The sequence below is a fragment of the Robertmurraya mesotrionivorans genome, assembly GCF_050971805.1.
In the GTDB taxonomy this organism is placed as follows: Bacteria; Bacillota; Bacilli; order Bacillales; family Cytobacillaceae; genus Robertmurraya_A.
Map to the genome: position 1 here is coordinate 1 of NZ_JBPCCH010000039.1, position 16,301 is coordinate 16,301.

The following is a 16,301-nucleotide window of genomic DNA, read 5'->3' on the forward strand; positions in this document are numbered from 1 at the left end:
TATTAGCCCCGGTTTCCCGGAGTTATCCCAGTCTCATAGGCAGGTTGCCCACGTGTTACTCACCCGTCCGCCGCTAACCTTTGGGAGCAAGCTCCCAAAGATCCGCTCGACTTGCATGTATTAGGCACGCCGCCAGCGTTCGTCCTGAGCCAGGATCAAACTCTCCAATAAAGAGTAAGATTAGCTCTTAAAGTTAAAACGTTGGCTAGTGTATATTTCAACACTATCATTTTTGTTGACGTATGATTTGTTTAGTTTTCAAAGAACAATCACTGTCGCTCGTAGGCGACTTAATTAGAATATCACTTCCACTTCGTAATGTCAATAACTTTTTTAAGTTATTTTTTCATTACCTCGTGGCGACTTAAACAATAATATCACCATTCAACTATCTGGTCAACAGCAAAAATGTATTTTTTTATTTTTCATGTTCAAAAAAAATAAATCACCTTTAAGTGATTTATTTCTTCGGCTTATAAAATCCATAGTTGAACCGCCACTAAAGCTACCAATCCAGGTAGACCTAAAAAGCCTGATATAGCAGAAGTCATTAAATTGATAGGCACATGTATATTAAACTGATTCCCAAACGCGTTAAGGAAGAATAGAAATAATGCTCCTATCAATATTTTGATTAAGCCTTGTCCTATTGTACGAATTGGTTTCAACGGTGTGCCCATCAGTAGTAATAAAACAATTAGTCCACCAAGAACAGAAATAACAATTACCGGCTCCACAGTTTGATCCCCCTCTTATCACTTGTAGTAACAATATATGTACAAGCTAAAAGAAAAAGAACGTGGCTTATTTATTTACTTACCGGTCTATCTTAATATTTCTATGCTTAGCTTCTTTAAAGAGGAAAAAGTACTTAGCTTCAGCAATTTTCGTCTGACAAATAATATCTTCTGAGGGATCGAAGCTTTTGTTTAACAACGTCTTCTGATTATTCCAGCTTGTTTTAAGCTGCTCCATTTGAGAAATAAGTTGATCATTAAATTCTTTTCTTAACCAACCTTTACGTCGAAAAAACATATTCATTCCCCACTTTATACTTCTCTTCTTCCTTCAAGTGCTTTCGATAACGTGACTTCATCTGCATATTCCAAATCCCCACCTACTGGTAGACCATGAGCAATACGAGTGATCTTGATGCCAGTTGGCTTAAGTAAGCGTGAAATATACATAGCAGTTGCTTCACCCTCAATATTTGGGTTTGTTGCTAGTATAATCTCCTGAACTTCTTCATCTTGTAGTCTTTTTAATAAATCAGGAATATTAATATCTTCTGGTCCAATACCATCCATTGGTGATATCGCTCCATGAAGTACATGATAAAGACCGCTGTACTCCTTCATTTTTTCCATAGCAATAACATCTTTTGGATCTTGCACAACACAAATGATTCTTCGATCTCGTCTTTGATCCTCACAAATATAGCAAGGATCTTGATCGGTTATATGTCCACAAACAGAACAATAACTTAAATTTCTTTTCGCGTTTACAAGTGCCTTTGCAAAATCAAGGACTGTGTCTTCCTTCATACTAAGCACAAAAAACGCCAGTCGAGCAGCCGTTTTCGGACCGATTCCTGGCAGTTTCATAAAGCTGTCTATGAGCTTTGAGATTGGTTCAGGATAATGCATTTTTTACCCCCCTAATTAGAACATTCCAGGAAGGTTCATTCCTTTAGTGAATTGTCCCATCGTATTATTCGTTAGTTCTTCCGCCTTCTTTAGGGCATCGTTTGTAGCAGCAAGCACTAAATCTTGAAGCATATCGATATCTTCTGGATCTACTACTTCTTCCTTAATATTTACTTCAAGAACTTCTTTGTGTCCGGAAACAATGACCGTTACCATTCCCCCACCAGCAGTTCCTTCAATTCTCTTTTCTCCTAGCTCCTCTTGAGCTTGAGCCATTTTCTTTTGCATTTTTTGCATTTGTTTCATCATATTTTGCATATTACCCATTCCACGCATCTTTTTCATCCTCCATATAATTTATTCTTTAATTTCAACTAATTCGCTTCCAAAAAGTTTGATAGCTTCTGAAACAACTGGGTCTTCTTCATTCTCTTTCACTACATCCCCTTGATCAGATTCCCCATCACGGTTTGTTTTAATAAATCCAGCACGGATCGTCTGCCATTGTTCCTCAGGGACTCCGACAACGGATAAACGGCGCCCTATTAATTCTTGGGTTAAGTCGGATAAGACTGTTAAGAATCGATCGTTATCCATAGCCATTTGACAATGAATCTCATATTTAAAACTAATCACCAATGCGGTTGTTGAAGCTGCTACTGGTTCTGCCTCGTTTAGTAATGCCGCTTGTGATCTCATTTGATTATATACAAGTTTCCCTAACAATTCTCCCCATTTGCTTTTCACAAGTGTTAAATCAGGTTTTGTAGCATTCTTCAGGATCTCATTTATTTTCCCTGTTGGTGCCTGGAACCCTCTTCGTGAGGTACGAGCCGGTTTTGCTTGACTCGTAGTATTAGCAGCTTGATCACTCGTTACCGCAATACCATTTTTTCTTAGATCTGATAGTTGTTCCTCAAGGCTAGATATTTTACTCAACAAAGAATCAATCTCAGTAGAACTAATTTGTTTACCATTATCCCTAACTTTCATTTGGCAAAGTTTCACTACTGCTACTTCTAAAAATATGCGAGGATGGTTTGTCCAGCGCATCTCCTGTTGAGATTTATTTAATGTCTCAATAATTTGATAGATATCTTCTTGATTAACAGCTTCCGCTAATTGCTTAAATTCTTCATCAAGTAATACTCGTTCGAATGATTCCTCTAAATTTGGCGCGGCCTTGAAAAGAAGCATATCACGGTAATAAAGGATAAAGTCCTCAATAAATCTTGACGGATCCTTACCTAAAAACAATAACTCCTCTAACGCTTCCAATGCTTTTGCTGCATCTCTTTCTTTTATGGCTGTAGCCAACTGGTTTAACAACCCTTGAGATACTGAACCTGTAACTGTTAATGCATCTTCTACTGTTACTTCATCACGGCTAAAGGAAATGGCCTGATCAAGTAAACTAAGCGCATCACGCATTCCACCTTCTGCGGCTCTCGCAACGACTTGTAGCGCTTTTTCCTCATAACGAACACCTGTTTCATCTACAATTGTCTTCATTCGATTGACAATCGAATGAGCAGATATTCTTTTAAAATCAAACCGCTGACATCTTGAGATGATGGTAAGTGGGATTTTATGCGGTTCTGTTGTCGCTAAAATAAAGATGACATGTCTTGGCGGTTCCTCCAAAGTCTTAAGTAATGCATTAAAAGCTCCGATAGAAAGCATATGGACTTCATCAACGATATAGACCTTGTACTTCACAGAACTTGGAGCAAATTTTACTTTGTCTCTTATATCCCTTATTTCCTCGACCCCATTGTTAGAAGCTGCATCTATTTCAATGACATCTGGAATCGACCCATCCGTAATACCTAAGCAAGCAGGACACGCATTACATGGTTCGTTTGCGGGCGAATTTTCACAGTTAACCGCTTTTGCAAAAATCTTTGCCGCACTTGTTTTCCCAGTTCCTCTCGGTCCAGAAAACAAGTAAGCATGTGAGATTTTCTGCTGAAGCAGGGCGTTTTGCAAAGTCTTTGTTACATGTTCTTGTCCAACGACATCAATAAATGTTTGAGGACGCCAAACACGATATAGAGCTTGATAAGCCACAGACAAGCCCCCTCCTATATATGGTCTTTTTTATTATAACGTAAAGAAAATCCTTTTTACAAAGGCTGTTTAAGAAATCTTTACCTATATATGCAAAAAACTCACCTCTTGTAGAAGAGATGAGTTTGCTATTATCATTTAACTGCCGTGCACCTTCCGTCGACTGGCGCCCATAAGCGTTACTTAAGTAGTTAGCTCGGCCCAGGCAACCCCGCGGCACATGGGAGCGTCCACTTAATGCTGCTTCCTTCCGGACCTGACATGGTTCATGGATTCCCATTGCGCAGGACCCGGGCGTCAACACCACTTGCTTAAGGCAGACCCTACAGGCAACCAGCCTCGGGAAGGGATTCAGTCTCGCTAGAGCGGATTGCGAGTACAGGGCACCGCTACCTCCCCACCTAGCACGGCAAAATTGAAACCTAATTTAAGTGCATCACTGACGACGCATAATTTAGTATACTTTCTTTCCTGCTAAAAATCAATGTTTTACAACTGTAAATTACTGTAAGTTATCTTTTACAGCATTTCTTTTCTTTTTTTCTTCTTTCTTCTTTAGCCGAATACTTCGAAAAAAACTACTTAATAGCTCGCCACATTCCTTTTCTAGCACACCAGAGCACACTTCACTTTGATGATTAAATCTTTCGTCGGCTAATAAGTTCATAAATGTTCCGGCACATCCACCTTTTGGGTCACTTGCTCCAAACACAACCTTTTCTACTCGTGACATAATGATTGCTCCAGCACACATCGGACATGGCTCCAACGTTACATATAGAGTTGCCCCTTCAAGTCTCCATGTCCCTAATTTTTCACAAGCTTTTTCTATGGCAAGCAATTCTGCATGAGCAACCGCACTCTGTCTTGTTTCTCGCAGATTATGGGCTCTTGCCACAATTTGATCATTGATGACGATCACAGCTCCTATTGGTACTTCCTGCAGCTGCTCTGCCTTTTTCGCTTCCTTTATTGCTTCCAGCATATATGTTTCATCATTCATTTGCACTTATAAAATCCTTTCATTCATTTTATCCATCATCTCCAAATGTATAGAAAAATACAACCTTCACACGCTAAAGAAGAAAAAAGGAAGTGAGGATCGTTCATGGGCATATTTGAAAATACGAGTCAAACAGCACTTTTAATTATTGATATGATAAATAACTTTGACTTCAGCAATGGTGAAGTGCTAGCAAAGAAAACTTTACCCATTGCTAAAAATATTCAAAAACTAAAGGAACAGTTTACTAAAGAAAAGCTGCCCATTATTTATATAAATGACCATTATAATCTTTGGCAAGCAGATGTTACACGTATCATTAATCATTGTGAAAACTCCTTAAGCAAAGAAATTATTAAAATCATTCAACCGAAACCAGACGACCTTTTTCTTATTAAACCGAAGCATTCTGCTTTTTTCGGTACCGCTCTAAACACTCTACTCCATCAGCTGAATGTACGTTCTCTTGTCATCACAGGAATTGCTGGAAACATATGTGTACTTTTTACTGCAAATGATGCATATATGAGGGAATATTCCATACATGTTCCTCACAATGCAATCACTTCTGCTGATGACCAGGACAATGAGTACTCATTAAAAATGATCAAAAATGTTTTAAAAGGCAAGATTGATCCTATATAAGAATTATGTAACATGAATGACCCTTTTCCCTCATAAGATGGTGATAGCGTTCAATATCACTATTTGGAGTGAACACCATTATTCTTATGGTTTGCTCGATTCATCTAGGAGGGAAAAACATGCAAATTCATGTCGTGCAGCCAAACCAATCACTTTACGGAATTGCTCAAGCATATTCCACAACGGTAGATGATTTAATTGAAGCAAATGAAACACCTAATCCCAATGACTTGGTTATTGGGCAAACATTAGTTATCCCCATCGTTGGCAGCTTCTATTGGGTACAATCTGGTGACAGCCTCTGGTCCATAGCACAGAAATTTGGAATCTCTTATCAACAGCTCGCTCAAGTAAACCGCCTTTCTCTCACTCAACCATTACGTATTGGTTTTAGATTATATATCCCACGGAGAGCAAGAAGGAATGCAGAATTTAATGCCTATGTGGAGCCAAGAGGAACGACAGTTGTACCAGTCCTTGAGGAAAGTGCACGAGAAGCAGCACCTTATTTAACTTACTTAGCTCCTTTCAGCTTCCAAGCTTTAAGAGACGGATCTCTAAAAGAACCACTGTTAAATAACTTTCCTGCCATTGCAAGGGCCAATAACAATGTACTCATGATGGTCATAACGAATCAAGAAAATGATCAATTCAATGCTGAATTAGGAAGAATCCTATTAAATGATATCCCTATCCAGGATCGATTTTTGAATAATATTGTAGCAACCGCTAAAAAGTATAATTTCAGAGACATACATTTTGATTTTGAATTCTTGCGCCCGGCAGACCGCGAGGCATACAATCGTTTTTTACGGAAAGCAAAGGCTCGTTTCCAAGCTGAGGGGTGGCTGCTCTCAACGGCTTTAGCCCCGAAAACAAGCCGTGAGCAAAAAGGGGAATGGTATGAGGCTCATGATTACCGAGCCCATGGAGAAATTGTTGACTTTGTTGTTATTATGACCTATGAATGGGGCTATAGCGGTGGTCCAGCAATGGCTGTGTCCCCTATTGGACCTGTAAGAAAGGTAATTGAATATGCTTTAACAGAAATGCCTGCTTCCAAGATCATGATGGGACAGAATTTATATGGTTATGATTGGACGCTTCCCTTCGTCCAAGGAACGGTAGCAAGAGCTGTAAGTCCTCAGCAAGCGATCCAACTTGCCGCAACGAATAATGTTGCCATTCAGTATGATACAACCGCTCAAGCACCTTTTTTTAGATACAGGGACCAAGAAGGTAAGCAGCACGAAGTTTGGTTTGAAGACGCCCGTTCAATTCAAGCAAAATTCAACTTGATTAAAGAGTTAAACCTTCGTGGAATGAGCTACTGGAAGCTTGGACTCGCATTTCCACAAAACTGGTTACTCATTGTAGAGAATTTTGACGTTGTAAAAAGGTAAGCGTAACGATAGCAGCTATTATAGCTGCTATTTTTTTACTAATATTTTCAATATGGGAAACAAGAAATAATTCCATATTCCTATCAGACCTATATGTGATAAAATGGACTTTGTCTCATTTTAATATAGACGGAAATACCACCTTAGGAGAAGGAGCAGTAAGGAGGACAAGCCATGGGGGAAACGCCTTTTATCACGGTAGAGGGGCCAATTGGTGTGGGCAAAACATCATTAGCCAAGGTGATTTCTGATCACTTCCAATTTGCATTACTTCGGGAGATCGTTGATGAAAACCCATTTTTAGGGAAGTTTTATGAAAACATTGAAGAATGGAGCTTTCAAACCGAGATGTTTTTCTTATGTAACCGATACAAGCAACTCGGAGACATTCAGAAGTTATATCTTACCAAAAACGAGCCGGTCGTAGCCGATTATCATATATTTAAAAACCTTATTTTTGCTCAGCGTACACTAAGTACCGAAGAGTATGATAAGTATTTTAATATTTATCAAATATTAACTAGAGATATGCCAAAGCCAAACGTCATCATTTACTTACATGCTAGTTTAGATACTCTTTTATCTCGAATAAAAATACGCGGTCGGGAAATTGAGAAGAATATAAGCCCTCTTTATCTTGAGCAATTATCTATTGATTATGATCATGCAATAAGTGAGTTTGAAAAATTGCATCCTGAAATACCTGTTCTACGATTTAGTGGAGACGAGCTAGACTTTGTAAAAAACAAGAGTGACCTAGACAGGATTATCAACCAATTAACAACATCGTTAGAAAAAGGAGTATGTAATCATGAACCTTCGAACTAAATACGGAATACCTGCTAACTCAGTTATTACGATTGCAGGGACAGTGGGAGTTGGGAAGTCTACGATGACGAACGCTCTTGCTAATGCGCTTGATTTTCGTACCTCCTTTGAAAAAGTAGATACGAATCCTTACTTAGATAAATTTTATGCTGACTTTACTAGATGGAGCTTTCACTTGCAAGTATACTTCCTTGCAGAGCGATTTAAAGAACAAAAGCGTATCTTCGAATATGGTGGAGGATTTATTCAAGACCGTTCAATTTATGAAGATACGGGCATTTTTGCAAAAATGCATTTTGAAAAAGGAACGATGTCCAAGGTAGATTACGAAACATACACGAGCCTTTTTGAGGCAATGGTCATGACACCGTATTTCCCTCATCCAGATCTACTTATTTATCTAGAGGGATCCATTGATGACATCATTGGTAGAATTAAAGAGCGTGGACGTCCAATGGAACAGCAAACGCCAATTAATTATTGGAATGAAATGCATCAACGTTATGAAGATTGGATTAACTCATTCTCGGCATGTCCAGTGTTACGAATTAATATTAATGAATATGACATTAAGGATGACGAAACTTCAATTGAACCAGTGATTGAACGTATTTCCAATCATATAAAGCAAACACAATTATTAAAAAGATAATCGCTGAGTTTTCAGCGATTTTTTTACAGATAAATTTAATAGACGCAAAAAAACCACTGTGAGTCACAGTGGTTTTCAATCTCCATTTTATGCGCAATGGTTCATTTCAATTAGATGGAGGAGGTAGAGGGATTCGAACCCCCGCGCGGTTTGACCCGCCTGTCGGTTTTCAAGACCGATCCCTTCAGCCGGACTTGGGTATACCTCCGTATCTCATCGACAAGGTATAATATAGCATGTACCAAAAACGAAGTCAACTATTTTTCAAAAAATATCAAGCGGATGTTTCCACCCGCTTAACTTATAACCGTTAGCCTTATTTTATCACTTCGCGGTTCCCCATATACGGACGTAACACTTCCGGAATGACGACACTACCATCAGCTTGCTGGAAGTTTTCTAGGATTGCTGCAACGGTACGGCCAATTGCTAACCCTGAACCATTAAGTGTATGAACGGCCTCTGGCTTTCCTTTCGGTTCACGTCTAAAGCGAATATTGGCTCGGCGTGCTTGGAAGCTCTCAAAGTTACTACAAGAAGAAATCTCACGGTAGGTTTCATAACTCGGAATCCAAACTTCAATATCGTATTTCTTCGCTGCAGTAAAGCCAAGATCTCCAGTACACATGCTTAATACACGATACGGAAGGCCCAAAAGCTGTAATACCTTTTCCGCATGACCTGTTAATTTTTCAAGCTCTTCGTATGAATCCTCAGGCTTAACGAACTTCACAAGCTCCACTTTGTTAAACTGATGCTGGCGAATCAAGCCTCTTGTATCTCTACCAGCAGATCCGGCTTCAGAGCGGAAGCAAGCACTAAAGGCTGCATAGTTAATTGGTAAATCCTCACCGCTTAAAATTTCATCACGATGTAAATTCGTTACTGGAACTTCTGCTGTTGGTATTAAGAAAAAATCTTCACTTTCAATTCGGAAGGCATCCTCTTCAAATTTCGGAAGTTGTCCTGTTCCAGTCATGCTGGCACGGTTTACAATGTACGGAGGTAGAACCTCTTCATAACCATGCTCTTCTGTGTGCAAATCTAGCATAAAGTTAAACAGTGCACGCTCTAACTTAGCACCTAATCCCTTATAGAAAACGAAACGACTTCCCGTAACTTTGCCCGCTCGCTCGAAGTCTACAATTCCTAGACCATCCGCTACATCCCAATGTGGCTTCGGCTCAAAGTCAAAGTTAGGAATCTCTCCCCAATTACGAATTTCTATATTATCATCCTCTGTTTCACCAACAGGGACACTTTCATGCGGGATATTTGGAATGCTTAGTAGAAGCTTCTCCAATGTTTCCTCAACATCACGTAACTGATCATCTAAACCTTTAATTTTATCTCCTACTTCTTTCATCTCAGCAATTAATTGGTCTGCATCCTTCTTTTCTCTCTTAAGCACCGCCACTTGTTGAGAAACTTCGTTACGCTTACTTTTCAATTGCTCTACTTCTAAAATTAACTCTCTACGTGTACGATCCAGTTCTTCGAATTTACTTAGATCCGTTAAATCTTCTCCACGATGTTGAAGCTTTTCCTTTACTTCTTCAAAATTAGCACGTAAAAATTTCAAATCTAACATATTGATTCCTCCTTTATCATTTTCAGCAAACAAAAAACTCCCGTCCCTATAAAAGGGACGAGAGTTACCCGCGTTGCCACCCTAGTTGAAGGTATCATTCACCTTCCACCTTAAATAAATAACGGTTTTTAACCGGAAGTACTTACTCACACTATATGCTTTCCATACTTCACTCAAGGATGGATTCACAAGCACCATTTACCGATTTCCACCAACCATCGGCTCTCTTTAAAATAGCTCTCCTGTTACTATTTCCTCTCAATGCATTACAATTATTTATTTTTATAGTACTTTACTACAATTATTTCCAAGATGCAACCGGATTATATTTATTTTTTCGCTTCTTTTACCATATTGATAAAATACTGTGTGATACGGTGATCCTCTGTTAATTCTGGATGAAAGGAGCAACCAAGGAATTGTCCCTCTCTAGCAAAAACAATGCGATTTTCATGCTTCGCAAGGATTTCAACATTCTCACCTGCAGCAACAATATGTGGGGCACGAATAAAGACTGCTGGATAGTTTTCACCAACACCAGCAATATCTAGATTTGCTTCAAAGCTTTCACGTTGGCGCCCAAATGAGTTTCGCTCCACTTTTACATCCATCGCACCAATATGAGGTTGATCGTAACCAACAAGCTCCTTAGCCATTAAGATAAGTCCTGCACAAGTTCCGAACATCGGTTTTCCTGATTGCGCAAACTCCTTAAGGCTCCCCATAAAATCGTACTTATCGATTAAGCGGCGCATCGTTGTACTTTCTCCACCAGGCATGATCAATCCATCCACTTCTTCTAGCTGGTCTTTTGTTTTGATCACAACTGCTTTTGCCCCACTCTCTTCAATGGAGCGTATATGCTCACGTACAGCTCCTTGAAGGCCTAGTACTCCTACTTTAACCATTTTGTTCACCTTACCATCCACGGTCTTGCATACGAGCTTCTGGAGCTAAAGAAGAGATTTCAATCCCCTTCATTGGCGTTCCAAGCTCTTTTGAAAGCTCAGCAATTAATTTGTAGTCTTGGTAATGCGTTGTTGCTTCTACAATCGCACGAGCAAACTTAGCTGGGTTATCAGATTTAAAGATTCCAGATCCTACGAATACTCCATCAGCACCTAGCTCCATCATTAAAGCAGCATCTGCAGGCGTTGCAACCCCACCAGCTGCGAAGTTAACAACCGGTAAACGGCCTAACTCCTTAATTTGGAGAAGAAGCTCAAATGGCGCTCCTAGAAGCTTAGCTTCTGTCATAAGCTCGTCCACATTCATTCCTACAACTTTACGTACTTGAGCATTTACTTTACGAATATGTCGAACAGCCTCTACGATATTTCCAGTTCCAGGTTCACCTTTCGTACGAAGCATAGATGCACCTTCACCGATACGACGAGCTGCTTCCCCAAGGTCACGACATCCACATACAAAAGGAACCGTAAAGTCACTCTTGTACAGATGATATTCTTCATCAGCTGGTGTTAATACTTCGCTCTCATCGATGTAGTCAACACCCATTGCTTCTAAAATACGAGCCTCTACAATATGTCCAATACGTGCTTTAGCCATTACAGGAATAGAAACAGCATTCATTACTTCTTCCATAATACGTGGATCAGCCATACGAGCTACTCCACCAGCCGCACGAATATCTGAAGGCACTCTTTCAAGCGCCATAACTGCAACAGCACCAGCCTCTTCAGCAATTTTTGCTTGCTCTGCGTTAACAACGTCCATAATGACGCCGCCTTTTTGCATTTCTGCCATACCACGTTTAACTCGATCTGTACCTGTTTTCATACTTGATCCCCTTTCATTATTACCATCTACATTAGATGGGTAAATTATGTCTCCATATGTAGCTACTAAAAAAAGGAAAGCATAACGAATTCAATCGAAATTAATCTTTTTCCCTATTCGTAAATAAACAATAAAAAGAGCTTCCTGTCAAGACAGGAAGCCCTTTTTACAAGGAAATAATCTCTTTATTTAAAATATTCCTTTAACAGCTGAAGAGGCACTGTCCCATAGGTTTCCAAAAAAGCCCCCAACTCCGCGCATCATTAAAACAAACCAGTTGGCTTTTTCTACATCTTCTGTAGCGATAACGTCAACAGTAATTTGCTTTTGGTCAGATTCAGTTAGGAACCCTAACCCTTCACCTTCGATAGGCTCAATTGTGAGTGTTCCCACCTTATCACCTTTTTTTACTGGAGCCGTTAGCTCTCCGTCTTCATTCAGCTTGTCTTCATCTAATTTTAATACCGTTTTGTACTGATCTTTTTCTCCATTTTTAACTACCATGGAGATGCTTTCTTTTGACTCAATGGATACTTCGTCTTCTTTCCCTTTTGTTACTGGTAACGTCTTTTGTCCCTTTACTTGATACCCTTTTTCAACAATTTCTTCTTCCGTAAAGTTACCGAAAGCATAATCTAATATTTTTCTCATTTCTGTAAAACGTTCGTCCTTTGTAGCAGCTTTCATAACAACCGCAATCACACGCTGTCCGTCTTTTTCAGCGGTTGCTGTAAACCCAGCTCCTGCAAAATCAGTTGAGCCTGTCTTTAATCCATCAACTCCGGCATATTCGAAGATAAGACCTGGAAGCATCCAGTTAAAATTCTTATATGTTCGACCATCTCTGAATTGAAGTTCAGGCATTTTTGCTGTTTCAATTACCTCAGGATAATCATTAATTAAATGGTAAGCAAGTTTAGCTGTTGCTCTAGCTGACATCACATTTTCCTCATCAGCCCCACCAGCTGGGTGATTCCCTAACAAACTGCTGTTATTAAGTCCGCTCGAATTTACAAACTTATAATCCCCTAATTGTAGTTCTTCAGCCTTTTTATTCATAAGTGTGATGAAATTTGTTTCAGATCCGGCCATTAATTCTGCTAAGGCAACAGTGGCAGCATTCCCAGAATGAATGGCCATTGCTTGATAAAGCTCTTCAACCGTATAATCTTCTCCTTCAGTTAACCCAACATTGGATAGACCAGGCGCAGCTGATAGTTCATGAACATACGCATTGATTTTCACTTTTTGATCCCATTTAATCTTACCTTCAGCAATTGCTTCAAGTAGCAGGTATTCGGTCATCATTTTTGACATAGATGCGACACCAAGTACAACATCTATATTTTTTGCATAAAGAATCTTCCCAGTCTCTGCATCAAGTAGAATTGCTGCTTCCGCAGTAATTCCAAGCGGATCCTCTTCTGCCTTTACGGGTGAAACACTTGTTGCAAACGATAATGTGAATGCTATTGTCAAGGTCATTACCCAGATTGAAATATTTTTTAAACGATACAATGAACTTACCTCCATCTTTGTCAATTACTCTATGAAAATCATTTCGACATGATTCTTTATTTTTTGCACCTTGTACAGTTTACCATATAAATTACAAAAAAAATAGACAGAGAAAGGTCACTCTGTCTTGTAAAAATACTTGTAATCTCTTCGTTCTAAAGTCTCAGGAAATCTTAAGAAAGTGAATAGTTAGGTGCTTCTTTCGTGATTTGAACATCATGTGGATGACTTTCACGAAGACCAGCTCCTGTCATTCGAATAAACTGTGAGTTTTCTCTTAGTTCCTGTAAATTCTTTGTTCCACAATACCCCATTCCAGAACGTAATCCACCAACCAATTGGTAGATAGTATCTGTTAATGGTCCCTTGTATGGAAGTCGTCCTTCAATTCCCTCTGGAACAAACTTTTTATTGTCTTCTTGGAAATAACGGTCCTTCGACCCCTTTTCCATTGCTGCTACTGAACCCATACCACGATAGACTTTGAAACGTCTGCCTTGGAAGATTTCTGTTTCTCCTGGACTTTCTGTCACACCAGCTAATAAGCTTCCAAGCATAACAGCATGTCCACCAGCTGCTAAAGCTTTTACAATATCTCCAGAGTATTTAATTCCACCATCAGCGATAACTGCTTTTCCGTGCTTTCTAGCTTCTGTTGCACAATCGTATACAGCTGTGATTTGCGGTACACCTACACCTGCAACTACCCTTGTTGTACAGATAGAACCTGGTCCAATACCAACTTTCACGATATCTGCCCCAGCTTCAATAAGCTCTCTTGTTGCTTCTGCTGTAGCTACATTACCTGCAATAATAGCGATATCAGGGAATGCCTCTCTAATAGAGCTAACCATGTCTATAACGCCTTTAGAGTGACCATGGGCCGTGTCTATAACTAGTACATCTACTTGAGCTCTTACAAGCATCTCAGCGCGTTTCATTGTATCCGTTGTTACACCTACTGCTGCACCAACTAATAAACGGCCTTGCTCATCTTTTGCAGAATTCGGGAACTCGATTACTTTCTCAATATCTTTGATCGTAATTAACCCTTTAAGAACTCCTTCACTGTCAACCAGTGGAAGCTTTTCGATTTTATACTTTTGTAAAATGCTTTCCGCTTCTTCTAATGTTGTTCCCACAGGAGCTGTAACTAAGTTTTCTTTTGTCATTACATCCGAAATTTTTATCGAGTAGTCTTGGATGAAGCGTAAATCACGATTCGTTAGAATTCCAACTAACTTTTGCTCCTCATCATTATTTACGATTGGAACACCTGAAATTCGGTATTTCCCCATAAGATGCTCGGCATCGAACACTTGTTGATCAGGAGTCAAAAAGAAAGGATCTGTAATAACTCCACTTTCTGAACGTTTAACCTTATCGACTTGGTCGGCTTGCTGTTCAATGGACATATTTTTATGGATAATACCAATTCCACCTTGTCTCGCCATAGCAATAGCCATCTCTGCTTCTGTTACTGTGTCCATACTGGCGCTAATCATTGGAATGTTTAGCTTGATTTTTTCTGTTAAGTGAACTTGTAAGCTCACATCTCTAGGAAGTACTTCTGATTTTGCAGGCACTAACAATACATCGTCGAAGGTTAAACCCTCTTTAACAAACTTATTTTCCCACATAAATATTGCCCTCCTACTCGAAAATATTATTAGTAGGTTATCAATTGGTTAAAATACTGTCAAGAACTGTGCAATATGTTTGATTTTTCAATTAATTTGGAGGTTAGTAATTTGATTTTCCCTTATGCTAATTTGAACTCATTTTCTCTCTTTTTTTCAGCCGATTCGACACAGCATTATTTAAAAAAATGTTATCAAGCTTTAGAGCTTTCAGATGCCGAACAAAAAAGTTATGAAAACTGCTATCCTTTTATTTATTATCTTGAGCATGGACAGGTATATTATGAACAGGCAAGGAACTCACCACTCATCATCCAGCCTATTCTTATCTTCTATGGTCTCGTACACTTATTAAAGGCATGTATTTTAACTGTAGATCCAAATTATCCTGAAACGACCTCTGTACTTGCCCATGGAGTTTCAACTAGGAAGAGAAAAAAGCAACAATATCATTTTTTTCAGGATGAAGTAAAGTTTCAAAAGACAGGATTGTTTCCTCATATTGGAGAACGATTGTTTCACATGAAACAATTGGAAGGGGAAAAAACAACAATGAATGATCTCTTAATGCAAATTCCAGAGCTCACTAGTCTTTTTGAAGAGCTCGTAGGAAAGAGAACTTTCTTACACGTTGAGAATAAAGGATCAGACATCCACATCCCTGAGACAGCTCTTGATATCTTTCATATGACTAGTGATCGATTCACTGAGTTTTTTCAAACAAAAACGAATGGAGATTTCTTATGTAGTGATAGTTTGAATGAGAGCCTTTGTTTTCACTTAGCTGGAAAAAAGCTATCATCCTTTTCTATATTAAAATACAATCTGGTAGATAACCATTTCTCCCTTTCTTTGACAAAAGGAGATTTAATTCAATACAATGAATTACTTATTCACTATTTATTGCTGTACAACCTAAGCATGATTGCCCGCTACGAAACGGAGTGGTGGAGTGAACTAGTAAAGACCATGCCGAACAAAGACTTCCCATTCATTCAATCATTCTTACAAGTCAGCTTAGACAAAGGTCCATTTCTTGTTTATCAATATTTAATGATGAAGAAATAGTCATTATAATAAGAAAAGCGCAAGCGCCCTGGTCAGCGCACGACAGGCCTGGAGCACTCCAACTGAGATAAAGGAAAGTGAAATGCGGAAGTACCTTGCTCAGCTCCGACAGGCATAAGACGAATCACGCAGGAAGGCCAGCCTTCCTGCGTGATTTGGCTTATGACCCCGAGGAGCTAGTACTGAAGCTGGACAACATGAAGAGCCAGAGGCGCATTCGTGCTTGACTTATCGTAGGGCGGAGCGAAGGACACTAGGCGCTAGGGCGCTGGAGCTAGACAATTCTCTAAGTAGAAAATCTTATACTTTCTTATCTTTATATAACAAAAAAAGCACCCACTCAGGTGCTTTTTTTCCTTTGCCTAGCGACGTCCTACTCTCACAGAGGGAAACCCTCAACTACCATCGGCGCTGAAAAGCTTAACTTCCGTGTTCGG

16 protein-coding genes, 1 tRNA gene, 2 rRNA genes, 1 other RNA gene and 1 other annotated feature are annotated in these 16,301 nt (G+C 39.4%); of the genes, 5 read left to right on the forward strand and 15 right to left on the reverse strand.

The features are described 5' to 3' along the window. From ACRX5O_RS24815 to tadA, 8 genes are all read right to left on the reverse strand, one after another. Positions 1 to 171 (reverse strand): 16S ribosomal RNA (locus ACRX5O_RS24815); the annotation flags it as partial. A gap of 302 nt (positions 172 to 473) precedes the next feature. Further along, positions 474 to 737 (reverse strand): pro-sigmaK processing inhibitor BofA family protein, encoded by a 264-nt coding sequence (locus tag ACRX5O_RS24820; RefSeq protein WP_433908388.1) that lies wholly within the window; start codon positions 735 to 737, stop codon positions 474 to 476. A gap of 79 nt (positions 738 to 816) precedes the next feature. Further along, positions 817 to 1,035, reverse strand: coding sequence for a YaaL family protein (locus tag ACRX5O_RS24825; protein ID WP_119706188.1), 219 nt, complete (start codon positions 1,033 to 1,035; stop codon positions 817 to 819). A 14-nt stretch (positions 1,036 to 1,049) separates the two neighbouring features. Beyond that, on the reverse strand, positions 1,050 to 1,646 hold the full coding sequence (gene recR / locus ACRX5O_RS24830; RefSeq protein ID WP_066060135.1) for a recombination mediator RecR: 597 nt from the start codon (positions 1,644 to 1,646) through the stop codon (positions 1,050 to 1,052). A gap of 15 nt (positions 1,647 to 1,661) precedes the next feature. Next, complete coding sequence (locus ACRX5O_RS24835) at positions 1,662 to 1,982, reverse strand: YbaB/EbfC family nucleoid-associated protein (RefSeq protein ID WP_066060132.1); 321 nt, start codon at positions 1,980 to 1,982, stop codon at positions 1,662 to 1,664. Positions 1,983 to 2,003: 21 nt separating this feature from the next. Then, positions 2,004 to 3,716, reverse strand: a complete 1,713-nt coding sequence (gene dnaX / locus ACRX5O_RS24840; protein ID WP_433908389.1) for a DNA polymerase III subunit gamma/tau — start codon at positions 3,714 to 3,716, stop codon at positions 2,004 to 2,006. A 145-nt stretch (positions 3,717 to 3,861) separates the two neighbouring features. Then, positions 3,862 to 4,126: signal recognition particle sRNA large type (gene ffs, locus ACRX5O_RS24845), an RNA gene on the reverse strand. A 92-nt stretch (positions 4,127 to 4,218) separates the two neighbouring features. Beyond that, positions 4,219 to 4,719: a tRNA adenosine(34) deaminase TadA gene (gene tadA / locus ACRX5O_RS24850; protein ID WP_433908390.1), complete on the reverse strand. Its 501-nt coding sequence runs from the start codon at positions 4,717 to 4,719 to the stop codon at positions 4,219 to 4,221. Positions 4,720 to 4,824: 105 nt separating this feature from the next. On the opposite strand from tadA, the gene ACRX5O_RS24855 reads away from it, so the two are divergent. From ACRX5O_RS24855 to ACRX5O_RS24870, 4 genes are all read left to right on the forward strand, one after another. Continuing rightward, complete coding sequence (locus tag ACRX5O_RS24855; RefSeq protein ID WP_433908391.1) at positions 4,825 to 5,364, forward strand: cysteine hydrolase family protein; 540 nt, start codon at positions 4,825 to 4,827, stop codon at positions 5,362 to 5,364. A 119-nt stretch (positions 5,365 to 5,483) separates the two neighbouring features. Beyond that, positions 5,484 to 6,767, forward strand: a complete 1,284-nt coding sequence (locus ACRX5O_RS24860; RefSeq protein ID WP_433908392.1) for a LysM peptidoglycan-binding domain-containing protein — start codon at positions 5,484 to 5,486, stop codon at positions 6,765 to 6,767. Positions 6,768 to 6,941: 174 nt separating this feature from the next. Then, positions 6,942 to 7,595 carry a deoxynucleoside kinase gene (locus ACRX5O_RS24865; protein ID WP_433908393.1) on the forward strand — a complete coding sequence of 218 codons (654 nt, stop codon included), beginning with the start codon at positions 6,942 to 6,944 and terminating at the stop codon, positions 7,593 to 7,595. Next, positions 7,579 to 8,247, forward strand: a complete 669-nt coding sequence (locus tag ACRX5O_RS24870; protein WP_433908394.1) for a deoxynucleoside kinase — start codon at positions 7,579 to 7,581, stop codon at positions 8,245 to 8,247. Before ACRX5O_RS24865 ends, ACRX5O_RS24870 begins: the two co-directional genes overlap by 17 nt. Positions 8,248 to 8,362: 115 nt before the next feature. On the opposite strand, the gene ACRX5O_RS24875 is transcribed toward ACRX5O_RS24870, so the two are convergent. From ACRX5O_RS24875 to guaB, 6 genes are all read right to left on the reverse strand, one after another. Next, a tRNA-Ser gene (locus ACRX5O_RS24875) sits at positions 8,363 to 8,455 on the reverse strand. 108 nt (positions 8,456 to 8,563) lie between these two features. Next, positions 8,564 to 9,838, reverse strand: coding sequence for a serine--tRNA ligase (serS, locus tag ACRX5O_RS24880; protein WP_433908395.1), 1,275 nt, complete (start codon positions 9,836 to 9,838; stop codon positions 8,564 to 8,566). A gap of 50 nt (positions 9,839 to 9,888) precedes the next feature. After that, positions 9,889 to 10,109: a binding site (T-box leader), on the reverse strand. 58 nt (positions 10,110 to 10,167) lie between these two features. Beyond that, on the reverse strand, positions 10,168 to 10,746 hold the full coding sequence (gene pdxT, locus ACRX5O_RS24885) for a pyridoxal 5'-phosphate synthase glutaminase subunit PdxT (RefSeq protein ID WP_433908396.1): 579 nt from the start codon (positions 10,744 to 10,746) through the stop codon (positions 10,168 to 10,170). 10 nt (positions 10,747 to 10,756) lie between these two features. Next, positions 10,757 to 11,638, reverse strand: a complete 882-nt coding sequence (gene pdxS / locus ACRX5O_RS24890; protein ID WP_119706180.1) for a pyridoxal 5'-phosphate synthase lyase subunit PdxS — start codon at positions 11,636 to 11,638, stop codon at positions 10,757 to 10,759. A 189-nt stretch (positions 11,639 to 11,827) separates the two neighbouring features. Then, complete coding sequence (locus ACRX5O_RS24895) at positions 11,828 to 13,156, reverse strand: serine hydrolase (protein ID WP_433908397.1); 1,329 nt, start codon at positions 13,154 to 13,156, stop codon at positions 11,828 to 11,830. 173 nt (positions 13,157 to 13,329) lie between these two features. Next, positions 13,330 to 14,796: an IMP dehydrogenase gene (guaB, locus tag ACRX5O_RS24900; protein WP_433908398.1), complete on the reverse strand. Its 1,467-nt coding sequence runs from the start codon at positions 14,794 to 14,796 to the stop codon at positions 13,330 to 13,332. A 111-nt stretch (positions 14,797 to 14,907) separates the two neighbouring features. Between guaB and ACRX5O_RS24905 the strand changes: the two genes are divergently transcribed. Beyond that, positions 14,908 to 15,864 (forward strand): YaaC family protein, encoded by a 957-nt coding sequence (locus ACRX5O_RS24905; RefSeq protein WP_433908399.1) that lies wholly within the window; start codon positions 14,908 to 14,910, stop codon positions 15,862 to 15,864. Between the two features lie 360 nt (positions 15,865 to 16,224). On the opposite strand, the gene rrf is transcribed toward ACRX5O_RS24905, so the two are convergent. Next, positions 16,225 to 16,301: ribosomal RNA gene (gene rrf / locus ACRX5O_RS24910) — 5S ribosomal RNA — on the reverse strand; the annotation flags it as partial.